Origin of the sequence: Arthrobacter sp. ES3-54 (assembly GCF_029504395.1) — a bacterium.
In the GTDB taxonomy this organism is placed as follows: domain Bacteria; phylum Actinomycetota; class Actinomycetes; order Actinomycetales; family Micrococcaceae; genus Arthrobacter.
The window spans coordinates 497,129-518,017 of record NZ_JAQFIF010000003.1 but is presented as its reverse complement, the minus strand read 5'-3'; the positions used below and the strand labels follow the sequence as shown (position 1 = coordinate 518,017).

At 67.9% G+C, this 20,889-nt stretch carries 15 protein-coding genes; 8 read left to right on the top strand and 7 right to left on the bottom strand.

What is annotated here, in order from left to right; all coding sequences use genetic code 11:
* The first annotated feature begins 131 nt into the window (after positions 1-131).
* Genes M2428_RS08320 through M2428_RS08310 form a run of 3 tightly spaced genes read left to right on the top strand, consistent with a single transcriptional unit; the run spans position 132 to position 5,496 of the window.
* A complete protein-coding gene (locus M2428_RS08320; protein WP_277525486.1) occupies positions 132-2,942 on the top strand; it encodes a DUF4118 domain-containing protein in 2,811 nt (936 codons plus the stop codon).
* Positions 2,939-3,613: a response regulator gene (locus M2428_RS08315; protein WP_277525485.1), complete on the top strand. Its 675-nt coding sequence runs from the start codon at positions 2,939-2,941 to the stop codon at positions 3,611-3,613. Before M2428_RS08320 ends, M2428_RS08315 begins: the two co-directional genes overlap by 4 nt.
* Positions 3,614-3,666: 53 nt before the next feature.
* Positions 3,667-5,496 (top strand): diguanylate cyclase, encoded by a 1,830-nt coding sequence (locus tag M2428_RS08310; protein ID WP_277525484.1) that lies wholly within the window; start codon positions 3,667-3,669, stop codon positions 5,494-5,496.
* A 14-nt stretch (positions 5,497-5,510) separates the two neighbouring features.
* Here the strand turns inward: M2428_RS08310 and M2428_RS08305 are convergent, their stop codons facing one another.
* On the bottom strand, positions 5,511-6,644 hold the full coding sequence (locus M2428_RS08305) for an acyl-CoA dehydrogenase family protein (protein ID WP_277525483.1): 1,134 nt from the start codon (positions 6,642-6,644) through the stop codon (positions 5,511-5,513).
* Between the two features lie 332 nt (positions 6,645-6,976).
* On the opposite strand from M2428_RS08305, the gene M2428_RS08300 reads away from it, so the two are divergent.
* Positions 6,977-8,719, top strand: coding sequence for an AMP-binding protein (locus M2428_RS08300; RefSeq protein ID WP_277525482.1), 1,743 nt, complete (start codon positions 6,977-6,979; stop codon positions 8,717-8,719).
* Positions 8,720-8,721: 2 nt separating this feature from the next.
* Positions 8,722-9,225: a MarR family transcriptional regulator gene (locus M2428_RS08295; RefSeq protein WP_277525481.1), complete on the top strand. Its 504-nt coding sequence runs from the start codon at positions 8,722-8,724 to the stop codon at positions 9,223-9,225.
* On the opposite strand, the gene M2428_RS08290 is transcribed toward M2428_RS08295, so the two are convergent.
* Positions 9,218-9,706 carry a hypothetical protein gene (locus tag M2428_RS08290; protein WP_277525480.1) on the bottom strand — a complete coding sequence of 163 codons (489 nt, stop codon included), beginning with the start codon at positions 9,704-9,706 and terminating at the stop codon, positions 9,218-9,220. The genes M2428_RS08295 and M2428_RS08290 overlap by 8 nt on opposite strands.
* A gap of 515 nt (positions 9,707-10,221) precedes the next feature.
* On the opposite strand from M2428_RS08290, the gene M2428_RS08285 reads away from it, so the two are divergent.
* The gene (locus tag M2428_RS08285; protein ID WP_277525479.1) at positions 10,222-13,401 is read left to right on the top strand and encodes a cytochrome P450; all 3,180 of its coding nucleotides are present in this window, start codon (positions 10,222-10,224) and stop codon (positions 13,399-13,401) included.
* A 47-nt stretch (positions 13,402-13,448) separates the two neighbouring features.
* Here the strand turns inward: M2428_RS08285 and M2428_RS08280 are convergent, their stop codons facing one another.
* The 4 genes from M2428_RS08280 to M2428_RS08265 all read right to left on the bottom strand — a co-directional run bounded on the left by M2428_RS08280 (position 13,449) and on the right by M2428_RS08265 (position 17,843).
* Positions 13,449-14,228 (bottom strand): enoyl-CoA hydratase, encoded by a 780-nt coding sequence (locus tag M2428_RS08280; protein ID WP_277525478.1) that lies wholly within the window; start codon positions 14,226-14,228, stop codon positions 13,449-13,451.
* 63 nt (positions 14,229-14,291) lie between these two features.
* Positions 14,292-15,251: a 3-hydroxyisobutyrate dehydrogenase gene (gene mmsB / locus M2428_RS08275; RefSeq protein WP_277525477.1), complete on the bottom strand. Its 960-nt coding sequence runs from the start codon at positions 15,249-15,251 to the stop codon at positions 14,292-14,294.
* Complete coding sequence (locus M2428_RS08270; protein WP_277525476.1) at positions 15,244-16,344, bottom strand: enoyl-CoA hydratase/isomerase family protein; 1,101 nt, start codon at positions 16,342-16,344, stop codon at positions 15,244-15,246. Before M2428_RS08270 ends, mmsB begins: the two co-directional genes overlap by 8 nt.
* Positions 16,344-17,843 (bottom strand): CoA-acylating methylmalonate-semialdehyde dehydrogenase, encoded by a 1,500-nt coding sequence (locus M2428_RS08265; protein ID WP_277525475.1) that lies wholly within the window; start codon positions 17,841-17,843, stop codon positions 16,344-16,346. The genes M2428_RS08270 and M2428_RS08265 overlap by 1 nt, the downstream gene beginning before the upstream one ends.
* A 131-nt stretch (positions 17,844-17,974) precedes the next feature.
* On the opposite strand from M2428_RS08265, the gene M2428_RS08260 reads away from it, so the two are divergent.
* Positions 17,975-18,781: an exodeoxyribonuclease III gene (locus tag M2428_RS08260; RefSeq protein WP_277525474.1), complete on the top strand. Its 807-nt coding sequence runs from the start codon at positions 17,975-17,977 to the stop codon at positions 18,779-18,781.
* A gap of 30 nt (positions 18,782-18,811) precedes the next feature.
* A complete protein-coding gene (locus M2428_RS08255) occupies positions 18,812-19,726 on the top strand; it encodes a hypothetical protein (RefSeq protein WP_277525473.1) in 915 nt (304 codons plus the stop codon).
* A 59-nt stretch (positions 19,727-19,785) separates the two neighbouring features.
* On the opposite strand, the gene M2428_RS08250 is transcribed toward M2428_RS08255, so the two are convergent.
* Complete coding sequence (locus M2428_RS08250) at positions 19,786-20,853, bottom strand: LacI family DNA-binding transcriptional regulator (RefSeq protein WP_277525472.1); 1,068 nt, start codon at positions 20,851-20,853, stop codon at positions 19,786-19,788.
* Positions 20,854-20,889 lie beyond the last annotated feature (36 nt).

Below are 20,889 nucleotides of genomic sequence, written 5' to 3'. Positions count from 1 at the left end.
CGCCGCCGCCGCACCCGTCCGGCGGGCAATCCTGATGCTTCCTTAACGCCGCCCCCAAACACCGCCCTTCGGGTGCCCGTTCGGGTTGCCGTCGCGTCGCCGGCGTCGCCTCCAAGTGACACAATGGCGGCATGGCACGTGGAACGCTGCGGATCTTCCTGGGGGCCGCGCCCGGAGTGGGCAAGACCTACGAAATGCTTCAGGAAGCCCACCGCCTCGGCGAGCGCGGCGAGGACGTTGCCGTGGCGCTCGCGACGGACCACGGCCGCGCCGAAACACGGGCGCTCATGGCAGGCCTCGAGGTCATCCCGGCCCGCCGCCTGAGGTCCGGGGGTGCCGCGTACGAGGAAATGGATCTGGACGCGGTCCTGGCACGGGCCCCCGAGACTGCGGTGGTGGACGAATACGCCCACTCCAACGTCCCGGGCAGCCGCAACCAGAAGCGCTGGCAGGACGTCGACGAACTCCTCAGCGCAGGGATCAATGTCCTGTCCACGATCAACATCCAGGATCTGGCATCCCTCGGCGACGTCGTCAGCGCCGTCACCGCCGTCCTGCAGGAAGAGACGGTGCCGGATGACATCGTGCGCCGCGCTGACCAGATCGATCTGGTCGATATTCCGCCTGATTTGCTGCGCCAGCGCTTGAGCGAAGGCAAGATCTATCCCGCGGAGAGGATCGATGCGGCCCTGTCCAACTATTTCCGGCTGGGCAACCTCGGCGCGCTGCGCGAACTCACCCTGCTGTGGCTGGCCGACCGGGTGGACGAAGGGCTGGCGAAATACCGGGCCGAGAACGGTATCCAGGACAGCTGGCCTGCCCGCGAACGCATCGTCGTGGGCCTGACCGGGGGCCCCGAGGGTGAGGCGCTCATCCGGCGTGGGGCCCGCATCCTGACCCGCGTCAGCGGCGGAGATCTCCTGGCCGTCCACGTCCGCGCCGCCGGTCGAGTCGCCTCGGAATCACCGCAGGCCCTCGAACAGCAGCGGCGGCTGGTCCAGGACCTGGGCGGCAGCTACCAGATAGTGGCCGGAGAAGACCCGGCGGCCGCCCTGCTGGACTTTGCCCGCAGCGTCAACGCCACCCAAATCGTGGTCGGCATCTCGCGGCACAAGAACCTCGCGGGCCTGCTGGGCGGTCTTCTGGGCGGCGGGGTCGGAACCCGGGTGGTCCGGGACTCCGGGGACATCGATGTCCATATGGTCCCGCACCCTCTCGGGGCGAGGGGCACCGGGTGGCCGCGCCCCGGCGACCTTGGCCGGACCCGGGTTGCGGTGGGCCTGATCCTGGCGGTGCTCCTGCCTGCGCTCCTGCAACTGCTGCTGGTCTTCGTGAATCCGGAGCACAGCGTTGCCACCGCCATGCTCATCCAGCTCAGCGGCTCCGTGGCCGTCGCCCTGGTGGGCGGCCTGTGGCCCGCAGTCCTGGCGGCCCTGTGGAGCAGCCTGCTGGTGAACTACTTCTCCACACCACCGACCGGCAACCTGATCATCAGCGATCCGCAGAACTTCCTGGCCCTCTTCGTTTTCCTGGGGGTATCGTCGGCCGTAGCTGTGGTGGTGGACCTGTCCGCCCGCCGTTCGAAGGAGGCCGCCCGGGCCAGGGCCGAGGCCACCACCCTCAGTGACCTCACGCGCGGGGCGGCCGGGTCCGAGGACACCGTCCAGTCGCTGCTCGAGCAGGCCAGGACCGTCTTCCAGGTCCGCGGGACGGCCCTCCTCAGCCAGGTCCGCGGGGCTGATCTCTTCGACGACGGAACCTGGCGGCTCCTGGCGTCCGCCGGCGAGGTCCCGGCCGGCACAGTCCAGCAGGGCACAGTCCAGCAGGGCACAGGCCAGCAGGGCACACTCCAGCAGGGCACAGGCCAGCAGGGCACACTCCAGCAGGGCACAGGCCAGCAGGGCGCGGCAATGGGCGAAAGCCCCGACCGCGAGAATATCGAGGAGATCGACTCCACCACCCGGCTGGTCCTCTACGGACGCATCCTGCCGGCCAGCGACCGGCGGCTCCTCGCTGCGTTCGGCGTGCACCTGGCTGCCCAGCTGGAACGCCAGCAACTGGTGGCCAGCCGGCGCGAAATGATGCACCTGGCCGAGAGCAACACCATGCGCACCTCCATCCTCCGCGCGGTCTCGCACGATCTCCGGACGCCGCTGGCCGGGATCAAACTCGCCGTAGGCGGTCTCCGCCAGACCGGTGTCCCGTATACCCCGCAGGAAGAGCAGGAACTGCTGGCCACGATCGAGGAATGCTCCGACCGGCTCGATGTGCTGGTCGGCAACCTGCTGGACATGTCCCGCCTCACGTCCGACTCGGTCAGCCCCCGGCTCCATCCTCTCCGCTGGTACGAGGTCATCCCCGGCGCACTTCACGGTGTCCCGCCGGGCCGGGTGCGGGTGGAGCTTCCGGCCAACATGCCCGAGATTGAGGCCGACCAGGGCATGCTGGAGCGCGTCGTTGCGAACATCGTCGAGAACGCGGTCAAGTACGCCCCGGATTCAGACATAGTGGTGGCGGGCGCCGCCGGCGGGCTCAGTCCGGCCGCGCTCGCAGGGCAGCCCGCGGGAGAGCTGCGCATCATCGACCACGGCCGCGGCATCCCGGCGGAACGGGTCCTGGACATGTTCCGCCCGTTCCAGCGCCTCGACGACGCCAGCCAGGCCGCCGGCATTGGGCTGGGCCTGGCCGTGGCGAAGGGATTCACCGAGGCAATGGGCGGACGGCTCGCGGCGGAGCCGACGCCGGGCGGCGGGCTCACCATGGTGATCACCCTCCCGCTCTCCACCGGAGAGCCCTTCGACGCCCACCCGGGCGGGGCCCCGCTCCAACCGCAATCCGCCCAGCTCCAGCCGCAAACTAAGCCGACCGGCCGCCGCCACCTGACCGCGCCGTCGCCGTCGCCGTCGAACTCCAGGCAGGACGCCGGGCAGGACGCGCTGTGAGCGCGGTTCTGGTAGTCGACGACGATCCGTACCTGTTGCGGGCTCTGCGCATCACGCTGCAGGCCCACGGTTATGAGGTCTCCACAGCGGAGGACGGCCGCTCGGCGCTGCTGCAGGCCCGGCAGGGGCCGCCGTCGGTGGTGATCCTGGACCTCGGCCTGCCGGATCTGGACGGCACGGCGGTGATCCGGGAGCTGCGCGGCTGGAGCAGTGTCCCGGTCCTGGTGCTGTCCGCCCGCCACGGCTCCGAGGACAAAGTCCAGGCGCTCGACGCCGGTGCGGACGACTACATCACCAAACCGTTCGGCCTGGACGAGCTCCTGGCCCGGCTCCGCGCCCTGCTGCGCCGCAGCATCGAACCGGACCACCAAGCAGTGGTCAGCACGGAGAACTTCACCGTGGACTTGGGCAAGCGCAGGGTCATCCGGGATGGGCAGGACGTCCGGCTGACCCCCACCGAGTGGAACATGCTTCAGGTGCTGGTCCGGAATCCGGAAAAGCTCATCACGCAGCAGCAGTTGCTCTCCGAAGTCTGGGGTCCGGCGTACGCCAAGGAGACGAACTATCTCCGGGTCTACATGGCCCAGCTGCGGCGCAAACTGGAGCCGGACACCGCCAACCCCCGCCACCTGCTCACCGAGGCAGGCATCGGCTACCGGTTCATGCCCTGACAGTTTTTCCTGATGGTTTTCCGATGCCGCGGCGCGCCATGGATACTGGGGCAATGACTAATCGCAGCCCGCTCAACAGGGACGATGACGGCCCGTCGCCACTGCCTGAGATCCCAGCACAGCTGCGGGCCGTCCTCAACGGGATCCCGGCACTCGTGGGCTATTGGGACACGGGACTGCGTAACCGTCTGGCCAACGATGCCTACTGCGAGTGGTTCGGATTCGGGCCCCGGCAGCTGCACGGCATGCATGTCCGGGACGTGCTCGGCGAGGCCGTCTTCGAGGCCAACCGACCGCACATCGCGGGGGCGCTCGCCGGAGAGCAGCAGCAGTTTGACCGGACGCTGGTGGACGCCGCGGGCGAGTCCCGCTTCACCGAGGTGACCTACACCCCCGATAAGCGCGACGGCGTGGTGCAGGGCTTCTTCGTCGTGGTCACGGACATCACCGAGCGGGTGCTGGCCGACCGGCGCCGGCAACGGGACATGGACCGGTACCGTACCCTGGCGCGAAGCGTCCCCGGCGTCTTCGTGCTCCTCTTCGACGCCGAGCTACGCTATCTGATCGCCGAAGGCCAGGAGCTGGAGACCTTCGGCTACCGCAGGGAAGAGCTCGAAGGGCAGCGCATCCAGGACGTGCTCAAGGGTGATCTGGCCACAGAGCTGGAGCCGCGCTACCGTGCGGCCCTCGCCGGCCGCGAGGTCTCCTGGAGCCGGCAGATCGGGCACCGCACCTACCGGCTGAACGCCCGGCCGGTCCATTCCGACGACGAGGCCGCGGCCGGCATGGTGGTGGCGGTGGACATTACCGAGCGCCTGCAGCAACAGCAGGTTTGGCAGGCCCTGCACGAAATAGCGACCGAAGTCGCGCGCAACGCGGCCCCCGCAGACATTTCAGAACGGGTCGCCGCGATTGTCCGCAATCTGTTCAACGTGGACTCCGCCGCCGTCATCCGTTTCACGGGCGCGTCCTCGGCGGAAATCGTCGCCATGGCCCCGACCCTCCCGCCGACGCTGAGCCGGCGCCAGATCTTCGCCCCGACCGACGAGTCCGCCACCGTCCGGGTGGCAGTGACCGGCAAGCCGGCCCTCGTTCTCTACCGGCCGGAGGGCGGACAGGCAGCAAAGCAGATGCGCGCCGGCGGCTTCCAGTCCGCAGCTGCGGCGCCGATCCGGGTCCGTGGCAGCCTGTGGGGTGCGCTCAGCCTGAGCTCTAAATCGCACACCGGGGTCACGGAAGCGATGATGGAGCGGCTGGCCCAGTTCGCGGAGCTCGTCGAGATCGCCATCGGCAACACGGAGGCATGGACCGAGCTGGAGCAGCAGGCCACCACCGATGCCCTGAGCGGCTTGCCCAACCGGCGGGCCCTGGAACGGCACCTCGCCGAACACGTTGCGCAGGCCGGGAGCCGCGGAACGAGACTGAGTGCCATCGTCCTGGATATCGACCACTTCAAGCGGGTCAACGACACCCATGGTCACTTGATGGGCGACGTCGTCCTGGCGGAGGTCGCGGCGAGGCTCCGGAAAGTCGCCCGCGCCAAGGAGGTCGTGGCCCGATTCGGCGGCGAGGAGTTCGTGTGGCTGCTCCCGGAGACCGACGGAGCCGAGGCCCTGCGCGCGGCCGAACGGGCCCGCGTGGCCATCGCATCCGAACCGTTCGGGGAAGTCGGTTTCCTGACGATCTCCGCCGGAGTCTGCGAGCAGGGCGACGCCGCGGCCGGTTCCCTCCTGGACTGCGCGGACCGGGCCCTGTACGAGGCCAAGAACGGCGGCCGCAACCGCACGTCCCGGTACGGCCACCCCAGCCCGGCGGTTCAGTCTGGCCAGGCAGGCCAGACGCGGGACGGCACTGGCACTGGCACTAGCTCACGGGGAGCCTAGATCACGCGCGGAGCCTAGACGAAGGCTGACTTCCCCGTCACGGCCCGGGCCACGATCAGCGAATTGATTTCGTAGCTGCCCTCGTAGGTGTAGAGGATTTCTGCGTCGCCGAAGAGCTTGCCCATCTCGTAGTCGCTGCTGATGCCGTTGCCGCCCATGAGCGACCGGCCCATCGCCACCGACGCACGCGCCAGCCGCGTGGTGGTCGCTTTGGCCATGGCGGCTTGGACCATCTCGAGCTTGCCGTCTTCCTGGATTCGCGCCAATTGGGCCATCAGGGCCAGGGAGGCTGTCGCGTTGCCCAGGATCTCGGCGAGCTGCTGCTGGATGAGCTGAAAGCGGGCCAGTTCCTTGCCGAACTGGCGGCGCCGCAGCGAATAGGCGCGGGCGACGTCGAACGCGGCCAGCTGGATGCCGGCGCCCTGCCAGCCCACCCAGGCCCGTGAATCGCGCAGCAGCTCATTGGCCTTGGAGAAGTCGGTGGCGCCGGGCAGCAGGTTGGCCGCCGGAATACGGACCTCGTCGAGGACAATGTCGGCGTTCTGCATGATGCGCAGGCCGATCTTGTTGGCGATCTTCGTGGCAGTGTAGCCGGCACGGTCCGTCTCCACGATGAAGCCCTTGATGTGCTGGTCAGCGACGTCCCGGGCCCAAACGAGGGCGAAGTCCGCGATGGTGCCGGCGCCGATCCATCGCTTGGCGCCGTTGAGGACCCACTCGCCGCCGTCCAGCCGGGCGGTGGTTTCCAGGCCACCGGCGATGTCCGAGCCGTGGTCCGGCTCCGTCAGGGCGAACGCTCCAAGCTGCGTGAACGCTGTGAGGCCGGGGAGCCAGCGCGCCTTCTGTTCCTCCGAGCCCAGCTCATCGATCATGCCGACGATCAGCTCATTGTGGATGCCTACGAGCGCAGAGAGGGAGACGTCGGCGCGGGCCACCTCGACGTACATGAGCCCCTTGAAGAGCTTGGACGTGCCGTCCGTTTGCAGCCCGCCCAGACCGTATTTGCCGAGTTCCGCGAGCAGGCCGAAGGGAAACTCCTCGCGGTTCCAGTAGTCGATCGACGCGGCCCGGATCCGGGACTGCAGGAATTCCCGGACCTCCTGGTAGCGGAGCCGTTCGTCCGGCGGCAGCAGGTCCACGATGTACATCAGGTCGGCGTCGGGAAAGGGCGGCTGCGCTGTGTTTGTTTCGACTGCGGCTTCCGTGTTTGTTTCGGCTGTGTTCGATTCGCCTATCTCTACGGCTGTGTCTGATTCCGCTACCGCTCGCTGTCCGCTGGCACGTCCTTGTGGCTGCACGGGCACGTATCCCTTCGTCATGCGCCGCCTGCAGAGCAGCGCCGCTCTTCCAAACCCTTGGATGTCCTAGTATATTGCACAGTGACGGGGATCACTAGGCAGGCACCCTGCCGGGCCGGCAGACCCCAGGCAACGGCGCCAGACCCGGAACGGCAGCGCCAGAGGACTTCGAAAGGTGCACCATGACCGTGACTGAGGAATTCCGGGCCGCGCGGGACCGGCTGCTGGCCCTGCGCGGGGACTACGACCGCGCCCGCAACGAATTCCAGTGGCCGCGCTTCGAGGAATTCAACTTCGCTCTGGACTGGTTCGACCAGCTCGCGGCAGACCCGGCCAAGGCGGACAAGCCGGCGCTGGTGATCGTCGAACAGGACGGGTCCGCGACCCGGCGCAGCTTCGCGGACCTCTCCCGGCGCTCGTCCCAGGTGGCCAACTGGCTGCGCGGACAGGGCGTGCGGCGTGGGGACCGGATGATCATCATGCTCGGCAACCAGGTGGAGCTCTGGGAACTCATGCTGGCCGGCATCAAGCTGGGCATCGTCATGATCCCCACCACCACCCTCATGGGGCCCGCCGACCTCCAGGATCGGGTGGAGCGCGGCGGCGCGTCCTGGGCCGCCGTCGGCAGTGCCAACATCGCCAAGTTCGCCGACGTCGCCGGTGACTACACACTGATCGAAATCGGCGGGAATCCCACCAATCCCGCCGCCGCAGGCCAGGAAAATGCCCGGCAGTACACGGAGGCCGGCGCGGCCGGCGCGGATTTCATCCCGGACGCCCCCACCCTGGCCGACGAAACCCTCCTGCTCTATTTCACCTCCGGCACCACGTCCAAGGCCAAACTCGTGGAACACACGCACACCTCCTACCCGGTGGGACACCTGTCCACGATGTTCTGGATCGGGATGGAACCGGGCGACGTGCACCTCAACGTGGCCTCGCCGGGCTGGGCCAAGCACGCCTGGTCCAATGTCTTCACGCCCTGGATCGCCGAGGCGTGCGTGTTCATCTACAACTACGAACGCTTCGACGCCAAGGCGCTCATGGAACAGATGGACCGCGAATCCGTGACCAGCTTCTGCGCCCCGCCCACGGTCTGGCGGATGCTGATCCAGGCCGACCTCACGCAGCTGGTGAACCCGCCCACCAAGGTGGTGTCCGCGGGCGAACCGCTCAACGCCGAAGTGATCGACCAGGTCCACCGTGCCTGGGGCCAGACCATCCGGGACGGCTTCGGCCAGACCGAATCCACCGTGCAGATCGCGAACACCCCGGGCCAGCCGATCAAGATCGGCGCCATGGGCAAGCCGCTGCCTGGCTACGACGTCGTGCTCGTGGATCCCGCCACCGGTGAAGAGGCCGACGACGGCGAACTCTGTCTACGCCTCGACCCCCGCCCCGTGGGCCTCATGAAGGCGTACTACGGCGACCCGGAGAAGACTGCGGAGGCTTTCCGCGACGGTTACTACCACACGGGGGACATGGCGAGCCGGGACGAGCGCGGCATCATCACGTACGTGGGCCGCGGCGACGACGTCTTCAAGTCCTCCGACTACCGGCTGTCCCCGTTCGAACTGGAGAGCGTGCTGATTGAGCACCCGGCGGTGGCGGAAGCCGCCGTCGTCCCCTCCCCCGACCCGCTCAAGCTGTCGGTGCCGAAGGCCTTTGTGGTCCTCGCGGCCGGGCACCAGCCTGGTCCGGAGCTGGCCGAGGACATCCTGCGGTACTGCCGGGAGCACCTGGCCCCGTTCAAGCGGATCCGCCGGCTGGAGTTTGCCGAGCTCCCCAAGACGATCTCCGGCAAGATCCGGCGGGTGGAGCTGCGGCACAGCGAGGAGCTGCGCCACGGCGGCGGGCCCGTTCCCGAAGGCTTCGGCGTCGAGTACTCCGACTCCGATTTCCCCGGGCTCAAGGGTCAGGGCTGAGCATGGGGGCACCGCTGCCGCGAGACCCGATCGCCGACGCCCGGCTGAACTGGGAGCGCCACGGCTGGTCCGACGTGGCCGCCCCGATGGCCGCGATCACCGCCATCATGCGGACCCAGCAGATTCTGCTGGGTCGGATCGAGGCCGTCCTCAAGCCGTTCGGACTCACGTTTGCCCGGTACGAGCTGCTGGCGTTGCTCAGCTTCGCCCGCAGCGGGGCGCTGCCGATGAACAAGGCCAGCGCGCTGCTGCAGGTCCATCCCACCTCGGTCACCAACGCCGTGGACCGGCTTCAGAGCGCCGGGCTGGTGATCCGCTCACCGCACCCCACGGACGGCCGCACCACCTTGATCGAGCTCACCACCGACGGGCGCGCCCTGGCCAAACGGGCGACGGCGGTGCTGAACTCCGAGGTCTTCGGCCAGTCGGGCTTCGGGGACCAGGACGTGGACCAGCTGATCCGGATCCTGGGCACATTCCGCCGGAACGCCGGGGATTTCAGCTGAGCGGGGAAGGCGGGCCTGGCGGGGTGCCCGCGAGAGGGTCGACCTTGACTGGCTGGGTCTCCGGCGCCGCCGCTTCGCCACGTTCCGGCACCGGCTCGGCCGTGTGAAGCACACGCCACGCGGTTACCCCGGCGAGCACGGCTGCAATGGCGGCGCCCACGATTAGCCAAGGTTTCCCTGGCCAGCGTCCGTGGGCTTGACCAGTTGCCGGCGTCTCCACCTCGGGAAGGATCCGCGCAATGTGCTCGTGGACCCGCGGGGTCACCGCTTCCACTCCCCCGGCCAGTTCGTCGGCAACGGCCCTCAACGTGGCTTGGAGTCGGGGCGACGCTACGTCGATGCCGGCATCAACTTGTCCCAGCGCACGGCGGAGGGCGGCTTCGACACCGGGTGTCGCCCATTCCCTGCCCTTTGCCAGACGGGCGATAAGGTTTTCTTCGAGATGACGGGCTTGAGCCGCCCGGTCAGTTTTTTCGGACACACGCACAGCAGCCTCCAAAGGTTGATAAGTGTGAGGCACAGCCTAGGGTTTGATCCCGGTGAAGAACAGCCTTGATTTTCAACTGCGGGCTCTCGTCTGAATTCCAAGCTTTATGCAAGGAGGTTCAGGCAGGATACGGGTCCGAGGGTATCCCGATTGAACATGGGGTGGTTGTTATGGATGCAAACCCGAGGCGGAGCCCCTCCGTCCTGTTTTGGGTTGTTACCGTTGTCATTCTCGGAGCCCTAGTGGCCTTGGGCTCGTATGTGGTGAGCATCTTAGCTCCCCTGTTCTTCCCTGTCTGAGACAAATCGTTGTCATTGTCCCGGTAGCCAGGGACCACGTGGCAGCGCCTCCTCCAGCGCGCCCGCCGGCAGTGCCCCGGCCGTTCAAACGAAAACCGGTTTTGCCCGGGAACCGTCCGGAGTATCGTGGTTCGGAGCCGGACAGTGCCGTCCGGCCAGGCAGCAATTAGTGCTCACAGAGCGTCGATTGGCGATCGCCTAGGAGGGGCCATGACTTCGCCCAGCGTCCCCATACCGCAGCCTCCCACGAAGCCGGTGGTCGGCAACTTGCCGGACATCGACTCCAGCAAGGGAATCCTGGGGATAGTCGAGGTGGCCGAGCGGTACGGCCCCATTGTCCGCATCCAGTTCTTCAACCGCAGCATCATCGCCATCTCCTCCCAGCAGCTCGTCAACGAAGTGTGCGACGAGTCCCGTTTCGGCAAGGTGCTGGGCGTTTCCCTTCGGCAGGTGCGGGAATTCATCGGCGACGGATTGTTCACCGCAAGAACAGAAGAACTGAACTGGCAGAAGGCGCACCGGATCCTGATGCCGGCGTTCGGGCCAGCGGCGCTGACGCGGATGTTCAGCGGCATGGACGACATCGCCGAGCAGCTGCTCCTGAAGTGGGAGCGGCTCGGCCCGACGGCCCGGATCGACGTACCGGACAACACCACCCGGCTGACCCTGGACACCATTGCCCTGTGCTCGTTCAGCTACCGGTTCAACAGCCTCTACCGGGAAGAGATGCATCCCTTCGTCGGGGCCATGGTCCGCGGTCTGGTCGAGTCCGGGGATCGGGCTCGCAGGCTCCCGGTCCAGAACAAGATCATGCTGCGCAAACGCCACCAGCTCGAGGAAGACCATGCCCTGATGTTCGAGGTCGCCGACCAGATGATCAGCGACCGTCGGCGCAACCCCAGCCCCGCCGGCAGCGAGGACATCCTGGACACCATGCTCAACGCCGCGGACCCGGTGACCGGCGAGCGGTTGAGCGAGGAAAACGTCCGCTACCAGATGGTCACCTTCCTGGTGGCCGGGCATGAGACCACCAGCGGCCTGCTGTCGTTTGCGCTCTACGAACTGCTGCGCCATCCGGCTGTCCTGGCCAAGGCTCGCGCCCAGGTGGACGAGGTCCTCGGCACCGAGAGCGCCCGGTTCGAGCACCTGCCCCGGCTGGGGTACCTGGACCAGATCCTCAAGGAGACACTCCGGCTGTGGCCCACCGCCCCGGCGTTCAACGTCGCCCCGCACGAGGACACGACGCTTGGCGGCCGTTTCGACGTCCCGGCAGGCCAGCCCATCATGGTCCTGATCCCGCGGCTGCACCGGGACACGGCGGCCTGGGGGGAGGACGCCGCGACCTTCGATCCGGACCGGTTCTCACCTGTTCGGGCCGCGGAAATCCCTGCCAACGCCTGGAAGCCCTTCGGCAACGGACAGCGCTCCTGCATCGGCCGGGGATTTGCCCTGCAGGAGGCCATGCTCTTCCTGGCCAAGCTCCTGCAGCGCTTCGAGGTCACTGCGGCGGACCCGGGCTACGAACTGCAGATCAAGCACACGCTGACGATGAAGCCTGAGGGGCTGTTCATCCACGTGCGCCGGCGGGACGTCACGATCGCAGCCGGTCCGCAGGCCGCCGTCGAACATGCCCGGCAGGCCGAAGCGGCAGCGGCGGCTGCCGCGCCCAACGGCGTCCCGATCCGTGTGCTCTACGGTTCCAATGCAGGCACGTCCAAGGACTTCGCCCAGCGCATCGCCAACGACGCCGGCCGGCGCGGCTACAGCCCCACCATCGGTCCGCTCGACGAGGCGGCCGGTGGACTGCCATCGGAGGGACTCGTCGCAATCGTGACGTCCTCCTACGAGGGGCAGCCGCCGGATAACGCCCGGAAATTCGTGGCCTGGACCGAAGGCCTGCAGCCGGGCAGCCTCGCCGGGGTGCGGTATATGGTCTTCGGCAACGGCAACAAGGACTGGGCGCGAACGTACCAGGAGGTGCCCAAGGCCATCGACGCCCGGCTCGAGGCCGCGGGCGCCACGCGAATCTATGCCCGGGGCGAAGCCAACGCCCGCGGCGACTTCTTCGGCGATTTTGAAGAGTGGTACGCCGGACTTTGGCCTGCCGTGGACGCCGCCCTCGGGCAGAGGACCAGCCCGCCCACTGCGCAGCCCCAGCTTGAACTCCAGTTCGTCGGCAACGTCCGGGATCCGCTGCTGCGCCAGAACGGGCTGGCACTCGGTACTGTTGTCGCGAACCGGGAACTGGTCGATCTGGCCAAGCCCGGCGCCCGGTCCAAGCGGCATGTCGAGATCGCCCTGCCCGAGGGGATGAGCTACCGGACCGGGGACTATCTGGCCGTGCTGCCGCTGAATCCGAGCGCACTGGTGCAGCGCGCCCTGGTCCATTTCAACCTTGACTACGACTCGCATGTCGAGCTGAGCATGGAGCGGGGGGACACTTTCCTGCCCACGGGTGCTCCCGTGGCCGTGGGCGAACTGCTGAGCAGCTACGTGGAGCTCGCGGTCCCCGCCACCCGCATCCAGCTCGAGGACCTGGCTGATGTCGCGGCGGATCCCGCACAGCGCGCCGAACTTGAGGCCCTGGCCCAGGACCGCGGGCGGTACGCGGCCGAGATCCTGGACAAGCGGGTCTCCCTCCTGGACCTGCTGGAGACATATCCGTCATGCCAGCTGTCGTTCACCTCGTTCCTGCAACTACTGACACAGCTGACCCCCCGGCGGTACTCCATTTCCTCGTCCCCGCTCTGGAGCCCCGACCACGCCACCCTGACCTTCACCGTCATCGAGGCCCCGGCGTGGTCGGGCCGCGGCGTCTTCGAAGGCGCCTCGTCCACGTACCTCGCCCAGGCCAGGCCCGGGTCAAGGGTCGCGGTCACTGTCCGGCCCTCGAACGCGGCTTTCCACCCGCCGTCGTCCCTTAACGTCCCGGTCATCATGGTCTGTGCAGGGACCGGGCTGGCACCCTTCCGCGGCTTCGTCCAGGACCGGGCGCTGCGGGCCGAGGCCGAGGATACGACGCCGGCCCCTGCCCTGCTGTTCTTCGGCTGCCGGGCACCGGACACCGACTTCCTCTACCGCGCCGAACTCGCGTCGTGGGCGGAGCAGGCCAACCTGGATCTGCGCCCGGTCTTTTCCACTGCTCCCGAAGACGGCCTGAAATATGTCCAGGATCGGCTTTGGGCCGACCGCGCCGACGTCGTCGAGCTGGTCCGGCAGGGCGCCACGGTCTATGTCTGCGGCGACGGCAAGCACATGGCGCCGCAGGTTCGCGACACGTGCGCCCTCATTTACCAGGAAGCGACCGGCGCCTCCAAGGAGGATGCCGAGGCGTGGATGGATGAGGTGGAACGCACGCACGGCAGGTACGTGGCCGACATCTTCACGTAAGCCCGGCGCCCCGGCATTTGACGCCGCCGCGCCGTGTCCGGTTCCGTCTAGCGGTGGTTGAACTCCGGCTGCCGCTTCTCGGTGAAGGCGGCCATGCCTTCCTTCTGGTCCTCGGTGGCGAACAGAGAGTGGAACACGCGCCGTTCAAACAGCACGCCCTGGGCAAGTCCGGTCTCAAACGCCGCGTTCACCGCTTCCTTGGCCACCATCGCCACCGGCTTGGATTTGGAGGCGATCACCTCGGCAGCCTTCAGCGCCTCCTCGACGACGTCCGCGGCCGGGACCACACGGGACACCAGCCCCGCCCGTTCGGCCTCCTCGGCGTCCATGAACCGGCCGGTCAGGATCATGTCCATCGCCTTGGACTTGCCCACGGCGCGGGTCAGCCGCTGTGAGCCGCCCATGCCCGGGAGCACACCGAGGTTGATCTCCGGCTGGCCGAACTTGGCGTTGTCCCCGGCGATGATGAAATCGCACATCATCGCCAGCTCGCAGCCGCCGCCCAGCGCGAAGCCGGACACGGCCGCCACCACGGGGATGCGGAGCCTGGTGAAGTCCTCCCAGCCGCGGAACCAGTCCGCCGCGTACATGTCCATGTAGCCCTTGGACTGCATTTCCTTGATGTCCGCGCCGGCGGCGAAGGCCTTCGCGGAACCGGTCACCACCACGGCACCGACCTCCGGGTCCGCATCCATCCCGGTGACGGCCTTCACCAGCTCCTCCATCGTGGCCTTGTTCAGGGCATTGAGGGCTTCGGGCCGGTTGAGCGTCACGAGGCCCACGCGGCCGCGGCGCTCCACCAGAATGTTCGCGTACTGTTCCGTCATGAGTGGTCCCCTTAGGTGGTGCTCGTCTGGTTCTGCTTATGGTTCTGCGTATAGCTTCCGGGACTAGTGTCCGGCCGCACCGGATTCTGATTTGCCTGCTTCCGACTTTTCACGGATGTCGGTGATGATGCCGGAGAAGTCCCGGCCGGCACCGCCTTCCGCGGCAAAGGTATCGTAAATTTCGGATGCGAGGGGGCCGAGGCGGGCCGCGACGCCGGCACTCTGGAGCGCGTTGAGGGCCAGCTTGAGGTCCTTGGCCATGAGCGCCCCGGCGAAGCCGGGCTGGTAGTCCCTGTTGGCGGGGCTGGTCGGGACCGGCCCGGGCACAGGGCAATTGGTGGTCAGCGCCCAGCACTGTCCCGAGGCGGCGGAGGCGACGTCGAACAGTGCCTGGTGGGTCAGTCCGAGCTTCTCGCCCAGCACAAAGGCCTCACTGACGGCGATCATCGAGACGCCCAGGATCATGTTGTTGCAGATCTTGGCGGCCTGGCCCGCGCCGTGGGCGCCGGTGTGGACCACCCGCTTGCCCATGACTTCCAGCAGCGGTTTGACCGCCTCGAAGTCCTCCGGGAGGGCACCGACCATGAAGGTGAGCGTGCCGGCCTCGGCCCCCACCACCCCTCCGGACACGGGGGCGTCGACAGCACGGTGGCCGGCCGCCACCGCGAGTTCTGCGGCCTCGCGGGCCTCGTCCACGTTGATCGTGGAACAGTCCAGGAACATGGTGCCCGGGGCGGCCAGTTCAAGCAGGCCGGGCTCACCGCCCGTGCCCCGGTAGGCGTCGAGGAGGTGCTTGCCGCTGGGCAGCATGGTCAGCACGACGGCGGCGCCCGCCGCCGCTTCGGCTGCCGTCCCGGCGGTTGGAATGCCGTGCTCCCGGGCGGCGTCCAGGGCCGTCGGCACGACGTCGAAGCCGGTCACCCGGTAGCCGGCCTTGACCAGGTTGACGGCCATCGGGCCGCCCATGTGCCCCAGGCCGAGGAAGGCGATGGTGCCGGTTTCGGGCGCTCCTGCTTCAGACATGGTTCTTCTCCTTGTTCTTCTCCGCCGGAGAGAGCTTCAGTTCGCGCCCGCCCAGCGGGGCGAAGTAGGCCGCGACGTCCTCTGGGGTGACCTCCGCGAGGGTGGCGGGCTTCCAGCGGGGATTGCGGTCCTTGTCCACCACCTGGGCGCGGATCCCTTCGCGGAAGTCCGGTCCGGCGAGGAAGCGCAGGCCCACCCGGTATTCCTGCTCGAGTGCCCGCTCCAGGCTCAGTCCGCGGACGCGGCGCAGGGACTCCAAGGCCACCTTCACCGCCGTCGGCGACTTGGCCTCGATGGTGTCCGCGGCGCCGGCAGCCTCCCCGCCCACCGTGCGCAGCCGGAGCAGGATCTCCTCGGCGTCGTCGCTGGAGTAGCAGGCGTCGATCCATTCCTGCTGTGCGGCGAGGACTGACTGCGGAGCCGGTTCGGCGAAACGGGCGACGGCGGCTTCCGCTGCCTCGGTCTCGAGCGCCGCGGCCAGTTCAGCAAGGCTGGCGGAGGGCACGAAGTGGTCGGCGAGGCCCAGGAACAGCGCGTCCGCGCCGCTCAGGTGGGCGCCGGTCAGGGCCGCATGGGTGCCGGTCTCCCCCGGCGAGCCGGAGAGCAGCAGGGTGCCGCCGACGTCGGGCACGAACCCGATGGTCGTTTCGGGCATGCCCGTGCGGGTGCGTTCGGTGACGATCCGCACGGAGCCGTGGGCCGAGATCCCCACGCCGCCGCCCAGGACCAGCCCGTCCATGAACGCCACGTACGGCTTGGGGTATTCAGAGATGAGCAGGTTCAGCCGGTACTCGTCCGCCCAGAAGTCCGCGGTGGCGTCCCCACCGTCGAAAATGTCCCGGTAGATGGCGACGATGTCGCCGCCGGCGCAGAGGCCGCGGTCGCCGGCGCCGCGGACCAGCACCGTGGCGACGGCGCCGTCCTCGGCCCAGAGCGTGAGCTGTTCGAGCATCGCGGCGGCCATCCCGGCGGTCAGGGCGTTGACGGCCGTGGGCCGGTTGAGGGTCACCACGCCGAGGCTGCCGCGCCGTTCAAACAGGACTTCCCCATTCAAGGCTTCGCCGGCCCCTTCCTGCGCAGCCTCCGTCCCCATCAGCTGCCTTCCGGCATGACGAAGCTGCTGCCGGAACGGATGCCGGAAGGCCAGCGGCTCGTGACCGTCTTGGTCTTCGTGTAGAAGCGGAAGGCGTCGGCCCCGTGCTGGTTGAGGTCGCCGAACCCGGAGGCCTTCCAGCCGCCGAAGGTGTAGTACGCGATCGGCACGGGGATGGGGACGTTGATCCCCACCATGCCCACCTGGACCCGGCTGGCGAAGTCGCGGGCGGCGTCGCCGTCGCGGGTGAAGATGGCCACGCCGTTGCCGAACTCGTGTTCGCTGCAGAGCCGGAGGGCCTCGTCGTAGTCCTCGGCGCGGAGCACGCTCAGGACCGGGCCGAAGATCTCCTCTTTGTAGATCTTCATGTCCTTGGTGACGTTGTCGAACAGCGTGGGACCGACCCAGAAGCCGCCGTCGTAGCCTTCCACCGTCAGCCCGCGGCCGTCGGTAACGAGGCTGGCGCCTTCTTCGACGCCGGAGGCGATGTAGCCTTCGATCCGCTCCTTCGCGGAGGCCGCCACCACCGGGCCAAAGTCGGAATCCTTGGCAAGGCTGTGGCCCACCTTGAGACCGGCGATCCGCGCCTGCAGCTTCTCCACGAGCACATCCGCGGTCTTCCCGCCGACCGGAACGGCCACCGAGATCGCCATGCAGCGCTCTCCCGCGGAGCCGAAGCCTGCCCCGATGAGGGCGTCCGCGGCCATGTCGAGGTCCGCGTCGGGCATGATCACCATGTGGTTCTTGGCGCCGCCGAAGCACTGGGCGCGCTTGCCGTTCGCTGCGGCTGTGGCGTAGATGTACTGGGCAATGGGCGTGGAGCCGACGAACCCGATGGCCTGGACCCGGGGATCCTCCAGCAGCGCGTCCACGGCCTCCTTGTCCCCGTTGACCACGTTGAAGACGCCGTCGGGGAGGCCCGCCTCGGTGAAGAGCTCGGCCAGGCGCAGCGGTACGGAGGGGTCCCGTTCGGAGGGCTTGAGGATGAAGGCGTTGCCTGCGGCGAGCGCCGGCCCGGACTTCCAGAGCGGGATCATGGCCGGGAAGTTGAACGGCGTGATGCCGGCAACGACGCCGAGGGGCTGCCGCATCGAGTGCACGTCGACGCCGGTGCCGGCGTTGTCCGAGAACTCACCCTTGAGCAGATGCGGGGCACCCGCGGAAAACTCGACCACTTCGATGCCGCGCTGGATGTCACCCTTGGCATCGAGGAAGGTCTTGCCGTGCTCGGAGGAGAGCAGGGTGGCGAGCTCGTCCATGTGCTCGTTGACCAGGTCCACGAACTTGAGCAGGATCCGGCCGCGACGCTGCGGATTCATCGCGGCCCATTCCACCTGCCCCTTTTCCGCGCTGGCAATAACATTGCGCACTTCCTCTGCGCTGGCCAGCGGCAAACGGGCCTGGACCTCGCCGGTGCAGGGATCAAACACATCGCTGAACCGGCCGGAGGTGCCGTCCACCCGCTGCCCGTCAACGTAATGGGATAGTTCTCGAACCATGACCGAATGCTCCTTTGCATGTGACCTAGATCATCTCTGCAGCCGAATATACTCGGACTTCCTACTAATTTCCAGAGGGCGGAAGCCGCCGGCTGCTTCGTCCGGGGGCCAAGTTCGGTAAGTTAGGGACTGTGAAGATAGCTACCTGGAATGTGAACTCGCTCCGCGCCCGCGCCGACCGTGTGGAGGCTTGGCTCCAGCGCACGGACTGTGACGTCCTGGCCATCCAGGAAACCAAATGCAAGGACGAGAACTTCCCTTGGGAGCTCTTCGAGAGCATGGGCTACGAGGTGGCACACTTCGGCCTGAGCCAGTGGAACGGCGTCGCGATCGCCTCCCGCGTGGGAATCGACAACGTCGAACGCACCTTCCTGGACCAGCCGGTATTCGGCAAGAGCGGCAAGGACGCCGTGCAGGAGGCCCGCGCCATCGGCGCCACGTGCGGCGGCATCCGGGTCTGGAGCCTCTACGTCCCCAACGGCCGCGCCCTCGACGACGAGCACATGCCCTACAAGCTCAACTGGCTGGACATCCTGAAAACCCACGCCGGCACCTGGGTCAAGGAGGACCCCCAGGCGCAGATCGCGCTGATGGGCGATTTCAATATCGCACCGCAGGACGGCGACGTCTGGGACATCGACTTCTTCCGCGCCAACGCCATGACCCACGTCAGCGAGCCCGAGCGGGCTGCCTTCCACGCCTTTGAGGAGGCCGGGTTCCAGGATGTGGTCCGCCCGCACACCCCGGGACCTGGCGTCTACACCTACTGGGACTACACGCAGCTCCGCTTCCCGAAAAAAGAGGGAATGCGGATCGACTTCATTCTTGCCTCCCCGGCCCTGGCGGCACGGGTCACCGGTGCGATGATCGACCGCGAGGAGCGCAAGGGCAAGGGCGCCTCGGACCACGCCCCGGTGCTTGCGGAACTGGCGGACTAATGGCTGCCGCCCAGGAAGCGTCGTGATCCCATGACGGGGAACATTTACCACGGACAGGCCGGGCTGCCGTTCTCTTCCGCGCTCCGGATCTACGAGCCCCTCGAGGCGTTCCCTGAGAAGCAGCAGGAAACCCTGCGGGCCGCCGGCGCCGGCCTGGCGTCCCGCGCTGCCGTGGAGAACGCCGAGCTCCTGGCGTCCCTAGGCCGCATCACCCGGTCCGACGGGGACCCGTTTCCCACCGGCCGGACGGACCTTGTGCGCGTTGTCCCGGCCCCGGCACGGCGGGCGCCCTCCGGCTCAGCGCACGACGGCGCCGAGTCCGGCACCGGGGCCGCCGCAGCGCAGGCCGAACGGCTGCTGTACTGCCCCAGCCAGATGGTCCTCCGCGCCGGGCTGGCCGCCAATGCCCTGATGGAAGGCATCCACGGGCCCCTGGCCCAGCTCCTGATCCCGGAAGAACAGCGGGACAAGCACCAGGAACGCATTGATGAGGTGCGGGCCCACGATGGCCTGAGCCGGGTCCACACCCGGGCGTCCACGTGGGGCATCCCCTTCAGCTGGTTCTGCCTCTTCCAGGAATCGGATCCCACCGACGTCGTCGAATCCGAGGGGCACATCGTGACGGTCCGCATCCGTGCCGGCATCGGCAAGGCACTGGAGCGCGTGAGCTACGCGGTGGCGCACCTGGCCCTCGCCGCGCCCGATCTCGACATGCTCGAGGACCTGACCCAGCTCACGGAATGGCTTGAGCTGTTCCACGCGGATTCGGCAGTGGAACTCGATTACGGCGGCGTGGCAGACAAGGTCTATCCGGACGACTCGCCGCTGGACGTGCGCCTCGGCATCGAGTGCCTGGCGGATGGCGACATGACCGGCGCCGCCGCGGCCTACCGCCGGCTGGCCTCGCGCTGGGTGCCGATCCGCCAACTGGCCCGCGCTTCCTGAGCCAGGCCGGACCGCAACCCCTGCAGCCCATGCGGGACCGCCGATGCGGCCGAACGCCGCTAGCGGAGCCGCGCGGATGCCCGTACCGGCGGCGCCGTCGTCGTCCGCACAATTAGCCGGTGCGGCGCCACGGCGGACTGCACAGCCCCGGCAATTCCGTCGAGCTCGTCCAGCAGCATCTTGGTGCCGAGTTCGGCTTGGAGGTCCGGCCGCTGCCCGACCGTGGTGAGCCCCATGGCTTCGGCGAAGTCGTGGTCGTCGATGCCGATGACCGACAAATCCTCCGGGACGCGCACACCGGCCTTGTTGGCCTCGAAGATGACGCCCATGGCCATCTCATCCGAGGCGCAGAAGATTGCTGTCGGCTTGGGCAAGTCGATTGCCCAGAGACGCCGGAACGCCTCCTGACCGCTGCGAACGGTGAAGTCCCCCCACACGTCCCATTCGGCCCGGGCGGGCAACCGGGCCTCGCGCATGATGTCGTGGAAGGCCTGGATCCGGACCCTGGGTACGTCGAAGTTGAGGTCGGTTTCATCATCGCCGTGCAGGAGCGCGATGTCGGTGTGGCCCAACCCGATCAGGTGGCGGACCGCGGTGGCGGCCGCGGCGTAGTCGTCAATGCCAATATAGGGGCATTCCTCAACATGGCCGCCCACCACCACCAGCGGGATATCGATCTTCTGGAGATGCTCGATTTCCTCGTGAGTGAGCGCCATACAGAGGACCAGCAGGGCGTCTATCTGCTTGTAGACCATGGTCTTGCTGAAAAGCCGCTCACGGTTGCTGCCGTGGCCGCCGAGATTGAAGAGGGAAAGGTTGTACTGGCGGGAGTGCAGTTCCCGGTCCGCGCCCTCGATGGCCTTGGAGAAGAACCAGCGGCTGACGAACGGGGCCAGCACGCCGATGGTTTTGGTCCGGCCCGTCGCCAGGCCGGACGCCGAGGACGAGGCGACGTAGCCCAAGGATTCGGCAATACCCAGGATCTTCTCCCGCGTCGCCGGGGAAACGCGGGGCAGTCCACGGACGGCCCGGGATACGGTGGCCGTGGATACGCCGGCAGCGGCGGCAACATCCTCAATGCTGACGCCGGAGTGGCCGCCGCGCTGCGCCCTTTCTGTCCGTGCCACCTTTTGTCCCCTTGTTGACGGTCCGCGGAAGCCTGT

What these genes read in the sequence shown, in the direction of transcription:
- M2428_RS08320 (WP_277525486.1), top strand. Translation starts at nt 132, where the DNA reads ATGGCACGTGGAACGCTGCGGATCTTCCTGGGGGCCGCGCCCGGAGTG.
- M2428_RS08285 (WP_277525479.1), top strand. Translation starts at nt 10,222, where the DNA reads ATGACTTCGCCCAGCGTCCCCATACCGCAGCCTCCCACGAAGCCGGTG.
- M2428_RS08255 (WP_277525473.1), top strand. Translation starts at nt 18,812, where the DNA reads ATGACGGGGAACATTTACCACGGACAGGCCGGGCTGCCGTTCTCTTCC.
- M2428_RS08265 (WP_277525475.1), bottom strand. Translation starts at nt 17,843, where the DNA reads ATGGTTCGAGAACTATCCCATTACGTTGACGGGCAGCGGGTGGACGGC.
- mmsB (WP_277525477.1), bottom strand. Translation starts at nt 15,251, where the DNA reads ATGTCTGAAGCAGGAGCGCCCGAAACCGGCACCATCGCCTTCCTCGGC.
- M2428_RS08310 (WP_277525484.1), top strand. Translation starts at nt 3,667, where the DNA reads ATGACTAATCGCAGCCCGCTCAACAGGGACGATGACGGCCCGTCGCCA.
- M2428_RS08270 (WP_277525476.1), bottom strand. Translation starts at nt 16,344, where the DNA reads ATGGGGACGGAGGCTGCGCAGGAAGGGGCCGGCGAAGCCTTGAATGGG.
- M2428_RS08300 (WP_277525482.1), top strand. Translation starts at nt 6,977, where the DNA reads ATGACCGTGACTGAGGAATTCCGGGCCGCGCGGGACCGGCTGCTGGCC.
- M2428_RS08280 (WP_277525478.1), bottom strand. Translation starts at nt 14,228, where the DNA reads ATGACGGAACAGTACGCGAACATTCTGGTGGAGCGCCGCGGCCGCGTG.
- M2428_RS08295 (WP_277525481.1), top strand. Translation starts at nt 8,722, where the DNA reads ATGGGGGCACCGCTGCCGCGAGACCCGATCGCCGACGCCCGGCTGAAC.
- M2428_RS08305 (WP_277525483.1), bottom strand. Translation starts at nt 6,644, where the DNA reads ATGTACATCGTGGACCTGCTGCCGCCGGACGAACGGCTCCGCTACCAG.